The 13,072-nt window shown below is 69.3% G+C and carries 10 protein-coding genes and 2 pseudogenes; 2 read left to right on the top strand and 10 right to left on the bottom strand.

From position 1 onward, the window contains the following. Nucleotides 1–108: 108 nt before the first annotated feature. Genes ABT078_RS01925 through ccrA form a run of 5 tightly spaced genes read right to left on the bottom strand, consistent with a single transcriptional unit; the run spans nt 109 to nt 6,190 of the window. Nucleotides 109–1,314 carry an acyl-CoA dehydrogenase family protein gene (locus ABT078_RS01925; protein WP_351222724.1) on the bottom strand — a complete coding sequence of 402 codons (1,206 nt, stop codon included), beginning with the start codon at nt 1,312–1,314 and terminating at the stop codon, nt 109–111. Between the two features lie 2 nt (nt 1,315–1,316). After that, the gene (locus tag ABT078_RS01930) at nt 1,317–1,841 is read right to left on the bottom strand and encodes a MaoC family dehydratase (protein WP_351222726.1); all 525 of its coding nucleotides are present in this window, start codon (nt 1,839–1,841) and stop codon (nt 1,317–1,319) included. A 5-nt stretch (nt 1,842–1,846) separates the two neighbouring features. Then, nucleotides 1,847–2,818: an HpcH/HpaI aldolase/citrate lyase family protein gene (locus ABT078_RS01935; RefSeq protein ID WP_351222728.1), complete on the bottom strand. Its 972-nt coding sequence runs from the start codon at nt 2,816–2,818 to the stop codon at nt 1,847–1,849. Further along, nucleotides 2,815–4,836, bottom strand: coding sequence for an ethylmalonyl-CoA mutase (locus ABT078_RS01940; RefSeq protein ID WP_351222730.1), 2,022 nt, complete (start codon nt 4,834–4,836; stop codon nt 2,815–2,817). The genes ABT078_RS01935 and ABT078_RS01940 overlap by 4 nt, the downstream gene beginning before the upstream one ends. A gap of 16 nt (nt 4,837–4,852) precedes the next feature. Beyond that, nucleotides 4,853–6,190, bottom strand: coding sequence for a crotonyl-CoA carboxylase/reductase (gene ccrA / locus ABT078_RS01945; protein ID WP_351222732.1), 1,338 nt, complete (start codon nt 6,188–6,190; stop codon nt 4,853–4,855). 430 nt (nt 6,191–6,620) lie between these two features. Between ccrA and ABT078_RS01950 the strand changes: the two genes are divergently transcribed. Further along, complete coding sequence (locus ABT078_RS01950; protein ID WP_351222734.1) at nt 6,621–7,481, top strand: endonuclease/exonuclease/phosphatase family protein; 861 nt, start codon at nt 6,621–6,623, stop codon at nt 7,479–7,481. A 41-nt stretch (nt 7,482–7,522) separates the two neighbouring features. On the opposite strand, the gene ABT078_RS01955 is transcribed toward ABT078_RS01950, so the two are convergent. After that, nucleotides 7,523–8,335: a TetR family transcriptional regulator gene (locus tag ABT078_RS01955; RefSeq protein ID WP_351222736.1), complete on the bottom strand. Its 813-nt coding sequence runs from the start codon at nt 8,333–8,335 to the stop codon at nt 7,523–7,525. A gap of 91 nt (nt 8,336–8,426) precedes the next feature. Then, nucleotides 8,427–10,208 carry a 3-hydroxyacyl-CoA dehydrogenase family protein gene (locus ABT078_RS01960; RefSeq protein ID WP_351222738.1) on the bottom strand — a complete coding sequence of 594 codons (1,782 nt, stop codon included), beginning with the start codon at nt 10,206–10,208 and terminating at the stop codon, nt 8,427–8,429. Between the two features lie 333 nt (nt 10,209–10,541). Between ABT078_RS01960 and ABT078_RS01965 the strand changes: the two genes are divergently transcribed. Then, on the top strand, nt 10,542–11,117 hold the full coding sequence (locus ABT078_RS01965) for a HEAT repeat domain-containing protein (RefSeq protein WP_351222740.1): 576 nt from the start codon (nt 10,542–10,544) through the stop codon (nt 11,115–11,117). On the opposite strand, the pseudogene ABT078_RS42585 reads toward ABT078_RS01965, so the two are convergent. The 3 genes and pseudogenes from ABT078_RS42585 to ABT078_RS01975 all read right to left on the bottom strand — a co-directional run. Further along, nucleotides 11,066–11,205 (bottom strand): annotated as a pseudogene (locus tag ABT078_RS42585) (GNAT family N-acetyltransferase); the annotation flags it as partial. The gene ABT078_RS01965 and the pseudogene ABT078_RS42585 sit on opposite strands and share 52 nt — an antisense overlap. Before the next feature lies 1 nt (nt 11,206). Then, a pseudogene (locus ABT078_RS01970) lies at nt 11,207–11,370 on the bottom strand (RidA family protein); the annotation flags it as partial. A gap of 38 nt (nt 11,371–11,408) precedes the next feature. Beyond that, complete coding sequence (locus ABT078_RS01975) at nt 11,409–13,001, bottom strand: alpha/beta hydrolase (protein ID WP_351222742.1); 1,593 nt, start codon at nt 12,999–13,001, stop codon at nt 11,409–11,411. Between the last annotated feature and the right edge of the window lie 71 nt (nt 13,002–13,072).

The following is a 13,072-nucleotide window of genomic DNA, read 5'->3' on the forward strand; positions in this document are numbered from 1 at the left end:
GCTATCGGTTGCGGACCGCAACTGGGCAAGCCGGAACTCGAGTCGGCGGCCGGAAGGCGATGACAGGGTGTGATCTTCTTCGCGGCCGAACCGACTCAAAAGCGACGATCAGCCCTGGAACCGGTACTCCTCGAGGAGCCGACGACCAATGATCATTTTCTGGATCTCGGCGGTACCTTCGCCGATCAGCAGCATCGGAGCCTCGCGGTAGAGGCGCTCGATCTCGTACTCCTTGGAGAAGCCGTAACCGCCGTGGATGCGGAAGGCGTCCTCGACGACTTCCTTGCAGTACTCGGATGCGAGGTACTTCGCCATCCCTGCCTCCAGGTCGTTTCGCTCCCCGGAGTCCTTTTTGCGTGCCGCGTTGACCATCATGGCATGGGCCGCCTCGACCTTGGTAGCCATCTCGGCGAGCTTGAACTGAATGGCCTGGTGCTGCGCGATCGGCTTCCCGAAAGTGTGCCGCTGCTGGGCGTAAGAGACGCCCAGCTCGAAGGCCCGCTGGGCGACGCCACAGCCGCGCGCCGCGACGTTCACGCGGCCGACCTCCACTCCGTCCATCATTTGGTAAAACCCTCGGCCCGTGGTGCCGCCGAGAACCCGATTGGCCGGAATGCGCAGTCCGTCCATGATGAGCTCGGTCGTGTCGACGCCCTTGTAGCCCATCTTGTCGATCTTCCCCGGGATGGTGAGGCCGGGCCGGACCTCTCCGAAGCCGGGCTCCTTCTCGATCAGGAAGGTCGTCATCGACTTGTGCCGAGCGGTGCCCTCGGGGTGTCCTTCGTCACTCCGGACGAGCACCGCGACGAGGGTCGACGTGCCGCCGTTCGTCAGCCACATCTTCTGGCCGTTCAGGACGTACTCGTCGCCGTCCTTCACCGCCTTCGACGTGATAGCCGACACGTCCGAGCCGAGGCCCGGCTCGGACATCGAGAACGCGCCACGCACCTCGCCGGCCGCCATCCGGGGCAGGAAGTAGTCCTTCTGCTCCTGGGTGCCGTGCTGCTTCAGCATGTACGCCACGATGAAGTGCGTGTTGATGATGCCCGAGACGGACATCCAGCCACGCGCGATCTCCTCGACGCACAGCGCGTACGTGAGCAGGGACTCGCCCAGGCCTCCGTACTCCTCCGGGATCATCAGGCCGAAGAGCCCGAGCTCCTTGAGGCCGTCGACGATCTGCTGCGGGTACTCGTCGCGGTGTTCCAGCTCCGTCGCGACCGGAAGGATCTCCTTGTCGACAAAGTCCCGGACGGTCGACAGGATCTCCTGCTGGATGTCGGTCAGACCAGCGGTCTGGGCGAGTCGGGCCATGACTACTTCTCCGCCTTCTTCGAGGGCTCGATCAGCTCCGGGCGGCCCGGCTGCTCGCCGCCGCGCTCCTTGATGTACGTCTCGGTGGGGACCATCACCTTGCGGCGGAACACGCACACGAGCGTGCCGTCCTGCTTGTAGCCCTTGGTCTCGACGTAGACGATCCCGCGGTCCGACTTGGACCGGGACGGCGTCTTGTCGAGGACCGTCGTCTCGCCGTAGATCGTGTCGCCGTGGAAGGTCGGCGCCACGTGCCGCAGCGACTCGATCTCCAGATTGGCGATGGCCTTGCCGGAGACGTCCGGCACGGACATGCCGAGCAGCAGCGAGTAGATGTAGTTGCCCACGACGACGTTCTTCCCGAAATCTGTCGTCTTCTCCGCATAGTTGGTGTCCATGTGGAGCGGGTGATGGTTCATCGTCAGGAGACAGAAGAGGTGGTCGTCGTACTCCGTGACCGTCTTCCCGGGCCAGTGCTTGTAGACCGCCCCGACCTCGAACTCCTCGTACGTGCGTCCGAACTGCATGGTGCTCAGGCCTCCGGGGCTTCGAACTTCGAGGTGCGGGTCATACCGGCGGCGCGGCCCTTGCCGGAGATGACCAGGGCCATCTTGCGGCTGGCCTCGTCGATCATCTCGTCACCGAGCATCGCGGAGCCCTTCTTCCCGCCGGCCTCGGACGTGTAGTACTCGTACGCGTCCAGGATCAGCTCGGCGTGGTCGAAGTCCTCCTGGGAGGGCGAGAAGAGCTCGTTGGCCGCGGAGACCTGGTCCGGGTGGAGCACCCACTTGCCGTCGAAGCCGAGGGCGGCGGCCCGCTGGGCGACGGCACGGTAGCCCTCCTGGTTGCGGATCTGCAGGTAGGGGCCGTCGATCGCCTGGAGGTTGTTGGCGCGGGCGGCCATCAGGATCTTCATCAGGATGTAGTGGTAGGCGTCGGCGTCGTAGCCGGGCGGCTGCTCGCCGACGACCAGGGACTTCATGTTGATGGAGGCCATGAAGTCGGCCGGGCCGAAGATGATCGTCTCGACGCGCTGCGAGGCCGTGGCGATCGCGTTGACGTTGTTGAGGCCCTGGGCGTTCTCGATCTGCGCCTCGATGCCGATCTTGCCGACCTCGAAGCCCATGGTCTTCTCGATCTGGGTCAGCAGGAGGTCGAGGGCGACGACCTGCTCGGCGTCCTGGACCTTCGGCAGCATGATGCAGTCGAGGTTCTGGCCCGCGCCCTCGACGACGGTCACGACGTCCCGGTACGTCCAGTGGGTCGTCCAGTCGTTGACCCGCACGACGCGCGTCTTGCCCGTCCAGTCGCCCTCGTTGAGGAACTTGACGATGGTGTGCCGCGCCTCGGGCTTGGCCAGCGGCGCGCACGCGTCCTCCAGGTCGAGGAAGACCTGGTCGGCCGGCAGCCCCTGGGCCTTCTCCAGGAAGCGCGGGTTCGAACCGGGGACCGCGAGGCAGGAGCGGCGCGGGCGCAGCCGGTTCACGGGGGACGGCGTGGTCATGCGGGGACCTCCAGAGGGTCGAGCTTGTTCGCTTTGCGGATCTCGTCGACGATACGGCCGATGATCTCCGTGATGCCGAAGTCCTTCGGGGTGAAGACGGCGGCCACACCCGCACGCTTCAGGTCCTCGGCGTCGCTGTTCGGGATGATCCCGCCCACGATCACCGGGATGTCGGACGCGCCCGCCTCACGCAGGCGCGACAGTACGTCAGGCACCAGCTCGGCGTGCGAGCCGGACAGGATCGACAGGCCCACGCAGTGCACGTCCTCCGCGAGGGCGGCGTTGACGATCTGCTCGGGCGTGAGCCGGATGCCCTGGTAGACCACCTCGAAGCCCGCGTCGCGTGCCCGTACGGCGATCTGCTCGGCACCGTTGGAGTGCCCGTCCAGGCCGGGCTTGCCGACCAGCAGCCGCAGCCGGCCCGAGGCCAGCTCGTCGGCGGTACGGGCCACCTTCTCGCGTACGAGAGCCATCGGGGTGCCTTCCTCGGCGGTCACCGCGACCGGCGCGGACGAGACGCCCGTGGGAGCACGGAACTCGCCGAAGACGTCCCGCAGCGCCCACGCCCACTCGCCGGTGGTGACACCCGCGCGGGCGCACTCGACGGTGGCAGCCATCAGATTGCCGTCACCGGCCGCCGTGGCCTTCAGGACGGCCAGCGCCTCCTGGGCGCGGCCCTCCTCGCGGTTGTCACGCCACTCGTGGAGCTTGGCGACGACACGCGCCTCGTTCGCCGGGTCGACCGTCATGATCGCGGTGTCGAGGTCCGCGGTGAGCGGGTTGGGCTCGGTGGTCTCGAAGATGTTGACGCCGACGATCTTCTCGTCACCGGCCTCGATCCGGGCGCGCCGCTCGGCGTGCGAGGACACCAGCTGCGACTTCAGATAGCCGGACTCGACGGCGGCCATCGCGCCGCCCATCTCCTGGATGCGGTCGATCTCGGCGAGCGACTCCTCGACCAGGGCGTCCACCTTGGCCTCGACGACGTGCGAGCCCGCGAAGATGTCCTCGTACTCCAGGAGATCGCTCTCGTGCGCGAGAACCTGCTGGATGCGCAGCGACCACTGCTGGTCCCAGGGCCGGGGCAGACCCAGTGCCTCGTTCCACGCCGGGAGCTGTACGGCGCGGGCGCGGGCGTCCTTCGACAGGGTCACGGCCAGCATCTCGAGGACGATGCGCTGGACGTTGTTCTCCGGCTGGGCCTCGGTCAGGCCGAGGGAGTTGACCTGGACTCCGTAGCGGAAGCGGCGCTGCTTGTCGTTCTCGATGCCGTAGCGCTCGCGGGTCACCTTGTCCCAGATGCGGCCGAAGGCGCGCATCTTGCACATCTCCTCGATGAAGCGGACGCCCGCGTTCACGAAGAAGGAGATACGGGCGACGACATCGCCGAACTTCTCCGCCGGCACCTGCCCCGAGTCACGGACCGCGTCCAGGACGGCGATCGCCGTGGACATCGCGTAGGCGATCTCCTGGACCGGCGTGGCCCCGGCTTCCTGCAGGTGGTAGCTGCAGATGTTGATCGGGTTCCACTTGGGGATGTTCGCCACGGTGTAGGTGATCATGTCGGTCGTCAGGCGCAGCGACGGCCCGGGCGGGAAGACGTGCGTCCCGCGCGACAGGTACTCCTTGACGATGTCGTTCTGCGTCGTCCCCTGGAGCTTGGTGATGGCCTCCTTGTCGAGACCTTGCTCCTCGGCGACCACCTGGTAGAGCGCCAGCAGCCACATCGCGGTGGCGTTGATGGTCATCGAGGTGTTCATCTGCTCCAGGGGGATGTCCTGGAACAGCCGGCGCATGTCACCGAGGTGCGAGACCGGGACCCCGACCCGGCCGACCTCGCCGCGGGCGAGGATGTGGTCGGGGTCGTAGCCGGTCTGCGTGGGCAGGTCGAAGGCGACCGAGAGGCCGGTCTGACCCTTGGCCAGGTTGCGCCGGTACAGCTCGTTGGACGCCTCTGCCGTGGAGTGACCGGCGTACGTGCGCATGAGCCACGGCCGGTCCTTCTGACGCTCTGTCATCTGACGGACCTCTGACTCAGACGTTCCGGAAGCGGTTGATCGCGTCGAGGTGCTTGGCGCGCATCTCCTCGTCACGCACGCCCATGCCCTCGCGCGGCGCGAGCGCGAGCACACCGACCTTGCCCTGGTGCACGTTGCGGTGCACGTCGTGCGCGGCCTGGCCGGTCTCCTCCAGGGAGTAGACCTTCGACAGGGTGGGGTGGATCTTGCCCTTGGCGATCAGGCGGTTGGCCTCCCACGCCTCGCGGTAGTTCGCGAAGTGCGAACCGATGATCCGCTTCAGCGACATCCACAGGTAGCGGTTGTCGTACTCGTGGTTGTAGCCCGACGTGGAGGCGCAGGTGACGATGGTGCCGCCCTTGCGCGTGACGTACACGGAGGCGCCGAAGGTCTCGCGGCCCGGGTGCTCGAAGACGATGTCGACGTCCTCGCCGCCCGTGAGCTCGCGGATGCGCTTGCCGAAGCGCTTCCACTCCTTCGGGTCCTGGGTGTGCTCGTCCTTCCAGAACTTGTAGTCCTCGGCGTTCCGGTCGATGATCGCCTCGGCGCCCATGGCCCGGCAGATGTCGGCCTTCTGGTCGCTGGAGACGACACAGATCGGGTTGGCGCCGCCGGCCAGCGCGAACTGGGTGGCGTACGAGCCGAGCCCGCCGCTCGCGCCCCAGATCAGGACGTTGTCACCCTGCTTCATCCCGGCGCCGTTGCGGGAGACCAGCTGGCGGTACGCGGTGGAGTTGACGAGACCCGGGGCCGCCGCCTCCTCCCAGCTCAGGTGCTTGGGCTTGGGCATGAGCTGGTTCGACTTGACCAGGGCTATCTCCGCCAGGCCGCCGAAGTTGGTCTCGAAGCCCCAGATGCGCTGCTCGGGGTCGAGCATCGTGTCGTTGTGGCCGTCCGAGCTCTCCAGCTCGACGGAGAGGCAGTGTGCGACGACCTCGTCACCGGGGTGCCAGGCGTTGACGCCGGGGCCGGTGCGCAGGACGACGCCCGCGAGGTCGGAGCCGATGATGTGGTACGGCAGGTCGTGGCGCTTGGTGAGCTCGGAGAGCTTTCCGTAGCGCTCCAGGAAGCCGAAGGTCGAGAGCGGCTCGAAGATCGAGGTCCAGACCGAGTTGTAGTTGACCGAGCTGGCCATGACCGCGACCAGCGCCTCGCCGGGGCCGAGCTCCGGGACGGGCACGTCGTCGAGGTGGAGTGACTTGCGCGGGTCCTTCTCGCGCGTGGTCAGGCCCGAGAACATCTCGGTCTCGTCCTTGTGCACGGTCACCGCACGGTACGACTCGGGGAGGGGAAGTGCGGCGAAGTCGGCGGACGTCGTGTCCGGCGACTGAATTGCGTCCAGGATTTCCTTCACGGTGTTGCCTCCGGCGAAGAGCGTTCGACTTCGGGAACGCTGAGGGGAACGTCGGGGAAGTGCTGCTGTGGAGGTGCCGTCGGTTCGGCGTGGGTGGTGCTGTGGCAGCGCTTTTGTGGGCGCGGGAGGTTGCCTGTGACGCAGGCGTCCGGGCGCGCGAGCCGGGAGGCTTGCGGGGACAGCCGACGTACGACAGTTGTCTGCACGCCGGCCGCCCGGACAACATCAACGTATGGCACCGCGTGCCAGGCCGCAAGACACTGGGTGCCAACAATTTCACTCAGATGCAATCTGGCCGTCACAGATGAGCGATGATCGATCGCGCGTTCCGATGTGGATCAGAAAGGTTCACGCCGTGGATGCCGGAGATTCGGAAGCGCGGTTCATGATCGCCCGGAAGATCACCCCTCGAAGAGAGCAGGGAACAACGTTGTCATCGACTCTTTCGTCACCGTCTCGTCGGACGCTGCTGGCCGCGGGCGTCGCCGGCGCCGCCACCGCACTGCTGGGCGCCGGGCCGGCCGCCGCCGCGGCCCCCAAGCCGACCGCCGGCGTGCGTGTCCTGACCTACAACATCCACCACGGAGCGAGCGGTGCCGAGGTCTTCGACCTGGAGCGCGTTGCCACGGTGATCGAGGCGGTGCGCCCCGACATCGTCGGTCTGCAGGAGGTGGACCGCCACTGGTCCGCGCGCAGCCAGTGGCTCGACCTTCCGGAGTGGTTCTCGGAGCGGCTGGGGATGCGCTACGTGTACGGCGCCAACCTCGACCTCGATCCGCTGGTGCCCGGCGATCCGCGCCGGCAGTACGGCACCGCGATCCTGACCCCTTGGCCGGTCAAGTCCTCGAGCAACATCCTGCTGCCCAAGCTGGGCACGCACGAGCAGCGCGGTCTGCTCCAGGCGGAGATCGTGGTCAACGGCTCCCGGGTGCGGTTCGCCAACACCCACCTGCAGCACAACGACGCCTTCGAGCGCCGGCTGCAGACAGCCAGGATCCGTGAGCTGCTCGGCGACGACGCCGACCGCACGATCCTCGTCGGCGACCTGAACGCCCTCCCCGGCACCCCCGAGATGCTGACCATGACCGGGTTCCTGAAGGACGCGTGGACCGAGGTGGGCTCGGGTGACGGGTACACCCACGACTCCGAGCACCCGCACGCCCGTATCGACTACGTGATGCACTCGTCCGACGTCCGGGCGGAGAGCGCGGCCGTGATCACGAGCGACCCGCTGGCCTCCGACCACCTCCCGGTCGCCGCCGACCTGCGGGTCGACAAGGGTCGCCACTGACCCCGGAGCCGTACCGGTCCGTCCGCGGCACGGTACGGCGGTCAGCTCCGTCCGTGCAGCGCCTGCTCGATCGTGCGCATGACCTCCGGCAGCGGCGCATCCGTGCGGGCAACGGCCACCAGGACCTCGCCGGTCGACTGCACCTGGGCGGCCGGGCCACGGCCGGGGGCGGGGGTGCGGCCGGCGCCGATGCCGGTACCGAAGGTGTCGCGGACGATGTCGAAGGCGTGGTCCAGCTGCGCCTCCACGTCACCCTGGCCGCCCGCCCGCAGCCAGCGCCGCAGCACATGGTTGTGCGCGGTGACGACCGCGGACGCGGCCACCTCCGCGAGCAGCGGGTCGTCGTTGCCGTCGTGGTGGTCGCGCTCGTCGAAGTGGCCCAGCAGATAGCGCGTGAACAGTCGCTCGTAGCGGGCCACCGAGGCGATCTCGCGCTCCCGCAGCGTGGGCACCTCGCGGGTGAGGCGGTAGCGCTCGACCGAGACCGCCGGCGAGGACGCGTACATCTTCATGACTTCCTTGATGCCGCGGCACACGGTGTCGAGCGGATGCTCGTGCGCGGGGGCGGCGTTCAGCACCGCCTCGGCGCGGACCAGCGTGTCGTCGTGGTCCGGGAAGATCGCCTCTTCCTTGGAGCGGAAGTGCCGGAAGAAGGTCCGGCGCGCGACTCCCGCAGCCGCCGCGATCTCGTCGACCGTCGTCGCCTCGTACCCCTTGGTCGCGAAGAGTTCCATCGCGGCCGCGGCCAGTTCCCGGCGCATCTTGAGCCGTTGAGCGGCTGCGCGGCTGCCTGCGGCGCTCTCCGGGGCCTCGGAGGCGGCGCTGGCACGGGGTGACTTGGGGGGCTGGGGCATGACCTGAACGTACTGCATCTGTGCAGGAGAGCGCGCCTCTGGGGGAGGGCCGCCCGAAGAACGGAGCAGCCCTCCCCAGGGCCCCTGCGGCTCAGCGACGGGCATATTCGCGGAAGCCGCGCCCCGTCTTGCGGCCGAGGCAGCCGGCGGCCACCAGGTGCTCGAGCAGAGGAGCGGGAGCCAGGCCCGGGTCGCGGAACTCGCGGTGGAGCACCTTCTCGATGGCGAGCGAGACGTCGAGTCCGACGACGTCGAGCAGTTCGAAGGGCCCCATCGGGTAGCCGCCGCCGAGCTTCATCGCGGCGTCGATGTCGTCGAGCGAGGCGTAGTGCTCCTGGACCATCTTGATCGCGTTGTTGAGGTACGGGAACAGCAGCGCGTTGACGATGAAGCCGGCGCGGTCGCCGCAGTCCACCGGGTGCTTCCTGATCTTCGTGGTGACCTCACGGACCGTGGCGTGGACGTCGTCCGCGGTCAGGACCGTACGGACCACCTCGACGAGCTTCATCGCCGGGGCGGGGTTGAAGAAGTGCATGCCGATGACGTCCTGCGGGCGCGAGGTGGCGCGGGCGCAGGCGACGACGGGCAGCGAGGAGGTGGTGGTGGCGAGCACCGCGCCCGGCTTGCAGACCTTGTCGAGCGTGGCGAACAGCTGCTGCTTGATGTCCAGGTCCTCCGCGACGGCCTCCACGGCCAGGTCGACCTCGGAGAAGGCGTCGAGCGAGTCGGCCGGGGTGATCCGGGCCAGCGTCTCCTCGCGGGCCTCGGCGGTCATCCTGCCCTTGTCGACAGAGCGCGAAAGAGACTTGGTGATGCGGGACTTGGCCGTCTCGGCCTTCTCCTGGCTGCGGGCGGCGAGGACCACGTCGTACCCGGCCTTGGCGAAGACCTCGGCGATGCCGCTCGCCATCGTGCCGGACCCGGCGACACCCACCACGCGGACCGGACGGCCGCCGGTGATCTGTGCGGCCTCGAGCGGCGTCAGCGCGTCGCGCACCACCGTGCCGCTGTCCGGCGCCTCGTACGTGTAGAAGCCGCGGCCCGACTTGCGGCCGGTCAGGCCCGCCTCGCTGAGCTGCTTCAGGATCGGGGCGGGCGCGTGCAGCCGGTCCCCGGACTCGGCGTACATGGCGTCGAGGACGGTACGGGCGGTGTCGATGCCGATCAGGTCGAGCAGCGCGAGCGGGCCCATCGGGAGGCCGCAACCGAGCTTCATCGCGGCGTCGATGTCCTCGCGTGACGCGTACTTCGCCTCGTACATCGCGGCGGCCTGGTTGAGGTAGCCGAAGAGCAGTCCGTCCGCGACGAAGCCCGGCCGGTCGCCGACCGCGACGGGCTCCTTGCCCAGGTCACGGGCGAGCGCGGTGACGGCCTCCACCGCCTGCGGGGAGGTCAGCACCGAGGAGACCACCTCGACGAGCTTCATCGCCGGGGCCGGGTTGAAGAAGTGCAGGCCCAGGACGCGCTCGGGGTGCGCCGAGTCGGCGGCGAGGCGGGTGACGGACAGGGCGTTGGTGCCGGTCGCCAGGATCGCGTCCGGGCGGAGGATGGAGTCCAGCTCCCGGAAGACCTGCTGCTTGGTCTCGTACGACTCGGGCACGACCTCGATCACGAGGTCCGCGTCCGCGGCCGCCTGCAGGTCGGAGAAGGTGCGGAAGCGTGCGAGGACGTTCCGGCGCTCCTCCTCGGTGATGCGCTCGCGTTCGACGGCGCGCGCAGTGGCGGCTTCGAGGGCGGTGACGGCGTGGTGGGCGGCGGCGTCGGTGATGTCGATGCCGATGACCTCGTGGCCGGCGCGGGCGAGGACCTCGGCGATGCCGGTGCCCATCGTGCCGAGGCCGACGACGGCGATGGTGGAGAGAGGGGTGTCCATCACGGGACTCCAGGAATGAGTGACGACTGAGGGAGGGCGCGCGTGCGCAAGGGGCGCGGAGGTGCGCGGAGGTGCGTGTCGCGGTGAGGCGCGCGGCGATGCGCGCCCTGGGGCCGACGGACTCTGTCCCGGAGTCGCGTCGTACAGAACTGCCGAACCGACAAGCTCCCCCATAGCCATACGGCAGGGGAGGTGCTCCGGGCGGCTGCGTCACCAGGCCGTCAAGAGCTGCGGGTGTGACCCGCTCACATGAGGTTAACCCGTGAGTAATGAGCGCGCCAGCCCTGTGCGGATGTGATCTGCGCCGCGTGCCGCTCCTCTACGCTGCTGGGCATGGACGCGGATCTGCTCGACCTCGCCCGCCGCACCGAAGCGGAGCTGACCGGTCCGGCCGACGAGGAGCTGCACCGGCGGCTGACCGCCACCGTGGACCTCGACGCGCTGGCCGCGGTGCTGACCGAGGGCGAGCGTCCCTTGTGGGCGCGCGAGATCGCCGCCTTCCGCCTCGGCTGTGCCAGGGACCACCGCGCCTTCGAATCGCTCGTGCTGCTCCTCAACCACCGCGATCCCGAGCGCTGCGTCTCCGCCTCCTACGCCCTGACCCGCCTCGGCGACCCCCGCACCCCCCGCGCGGCCGCCGCCCTCGCCACCAATGAGCTGCGCGTCGCCTACGCCCTGCTCCCGGTCCGTCTCCTCACCCGGCTCCGCGCCCCCGAATCGGCCCCGGCTCTGATCACCACCCTGCAGCGGCGGCTGGCGCCGGGCGACCCTCACTGGCGCGTCGCCCTCGCCTGCGTCGAAGGCCTCGGCGCGCTCGCCGACGAACGCGCCCGCCCGGTTCTGGAGTCGGCCCTCGCTCACCCCCGGCTGTCCGCAGCCGCCTCCGCGGCGCTCAGCCGCCTCACGTAGCGGACCTCGGGCACCGCGACCCCGCCCACATCGAACGGCTCCTCGGCACTGTCCGGTGCGAACCCGCCTTCCCGTAGAAGCGGCGCGCCGCCGACCAGCTCGCCGTTCTCGTCCAGGGCGATCTGACCGGATATCGCAATGAACCTGCCGTGCCCATGACCACATGGGTGTAGCCGGTGCCGGGAACGACGCCGTCAGGGGCGTGGACGTGGCTGAGGTGCGAAGGCCGGTCCGACGGCAGGTGCGAAGTCATGTCCCGCATTCTGGCGCACACCACTGACGGCGCCCCGCTCAGCGTGAGTGCCCGAGAGCCCGGTGCAGCGCCGCCCCGGTGCGGGCCTGGTCCCGCGTGCCGGCACGGGGCGCGGCCTTCAGGGGCTTCGGCTCCGGCGTGCGTGCGCAGACGGCGTCCGCCTCCCCGGTCGTGCTCGACGAGGGCACCCTGCCGGTGGCCAGATAGTCCGTCAGATAGCGGTCCAGGCACCTGTTCCCACCCAGGGTGATCCCGTGGTTTCCGCCGCCCTGCTCGACGACCAGACGGGAACCGTGCAACTGGTGGTGGACGGCGACGCCTCCCTCGTACGGCGTCGCCGCGTCGTCCGTCGCCTGGAAGACGAGCACCGGGGGGAGGGCGACGTTCGAGACGTCCGTCGGGCGGAGCGGCGGGACGGGCCAGGTGGCGCACGGTGCGTTGTACCAGGCGTTGTTCCAGGTGGAGAAGGGCGCCTTGGCGTGGAGCGCCCAGTTGTCGCTGCGCCAGAGCGACCAGGCCCTCGGCCACTCGGAGTCGCGGCACTGCACCGCCGTGTAGACGGAATAGCCGTTGTCGCGCTCACTGTCGGGCGCGCCGAAGTTCTCGTACGCCTTCACCAGCGGAGCCGCGTCCTTGCGCGTCACGTACGCAGCGAACGCGTCGGCCAGGTGCGGCCAGTAGCCGTCGTAGTAGCCGCCCGGCAGGAACGTGTCCTCCAGTTCGCCGGGGCCGACCTTCCCGCCCGCCGGGGTCCGGCCCAGCGCATCCCGCATCGTGTACCACGCCGCCTCGACCTCGGCCGGGTCGCTGCCGAGCCGGTACGTCGCGTGGTGCCTGGCCACCCATGCGGCGAAGGCCTTGTGGCGGGCGTCGAAGGCGAGGTCCTGGGCGAGGTTGGCGTCGTACCAGACACCGTTCGGGTCCACCGCGGAGTCGAACACCGCGCGCCGCACCCGGTGCGGGAAGTGCTTGGCGTACACGGCACCCAGATACGTGCCGTAGGAGTACCCCAGGTAGGAGATCTGCGGGGCGCCGAGTGCCTGGCGGATGACGTCCATGTCCTTGGCCGTGCTCACGGTGTTCATATGGGGCAGCACGTCCCCGTACTTGGCGGCGCAGGCCTGGGTGAACGCCGCCGCCCGCGCCAGATTCGCATCCTCCGCCTGTTGCGCGTGCGGCACCGAGTCGGGTCGTACGGGCGCGAAGTGGCCGGGTTTGCAGTCGAGCGCCGGCCGGGAGGAGCCCACACCGCGCGGGTCGAAGCCGATGACGTCGTACTGCGCGGCGACCTTCGGGGGCAGCGAGGCCGCGACGAACCCGGCCAGTTCCACTCCGCTCCCACCCGGGCCGCCCGGGTTGACGAGCAGGGGCCCCTGGAAGGTCCTGGCGGTGTGCCGTACGCGGGACAGCGCGAGCGTGATCTGCCGCCCGCCAGGCTGCGCATGGTCGAGCGGCACCTTCAACGCGGAGCATTCGAGCCTGGGATGCTCGTCCGTGGCACAGCTCCGCCAGGTCAGGGGGCTTGCGGGCCGTGGTTCCGCCGGTCCTGCGGTCGCCGCGGCCGGCACGCCCGCGAGCAGTCCGGTCACCGCCGCTCCGACGGCGACCAGCACTCCTGTGCGTCTGTACATACGGCCTCCCGTGGTGGCGGGGGCGCGGCCCGGAGCGGCTCGGCCCCGGCGGCAGCGTTCCCGGATTCCCT

It is taken from the genome of Streptomyces sp. NPDC002133, from assembly GCF_040296405.1.
In the GTDB taxonomy this organism is placed as follows: Bacteria; Actinomycetota; Actinomycetes; order Streptomycetales; family Streptomycetaceae; genus Streptomyces.

Coding starts and splice junctions, on each gene's coding strand:
- ABT078_RS01925 (WP_351222724.1), bottom strand. CDS start 1,314: ATGGCCCGACTCGCCCAGACCGCTGGTCTGACCGACATCCAGCAGGAG.
- ABT078_RS01930 (WP_351222726.1), bottom strand. CDS start 1,841: ATGCAGTTCGGACGCACGTACGAGGAGTTCGAGGTCGGGGCGGTCTAC.
- ABT078_RS01935 (WP_351222728.1), bottom strand. CDS start 2,818: ATGACCACGCCGTCCCCCGTGAACCGGCTGCGCCCGCGCCGCTCCTGC.
- ABT078_RS01940 (WP_351222730.1), bottom strand. CDS start 4,836: ATGACAGAGCGTCAGAAGGACCGGCCGTGGCTCATGCGCACGTACGCC.
- ABT078_RS01955 (WP_351222736.1), bottom strand. CDS start 8,335: ATGCCCCAGCCCCCCAAGTCACCCCGTGCCAGCGCCGCCTCCGAGGCC.
- ABT078_RS01960 (WP_351222738.1), bottom strand. CDS start 10,208: ATGGACACCCCTCTCTCCACCATCGCCGTCGTCGGCCTCGGCACGATG.
- ABT078_RS01965 (WP_351222740.1), top strand. CDS start 10,542: ATGGACGCGGATCTGCTCGACCTCGCCCGCCGCACCGAAGCGGAGCTG.
- ABT078_RS01975 (WP_351222742.1), bottom strand. CDS start 13,001: ATGTACAGACGCACAGGAGTGCTGGTCGCCGTCGGAGCGGCGGTGACC.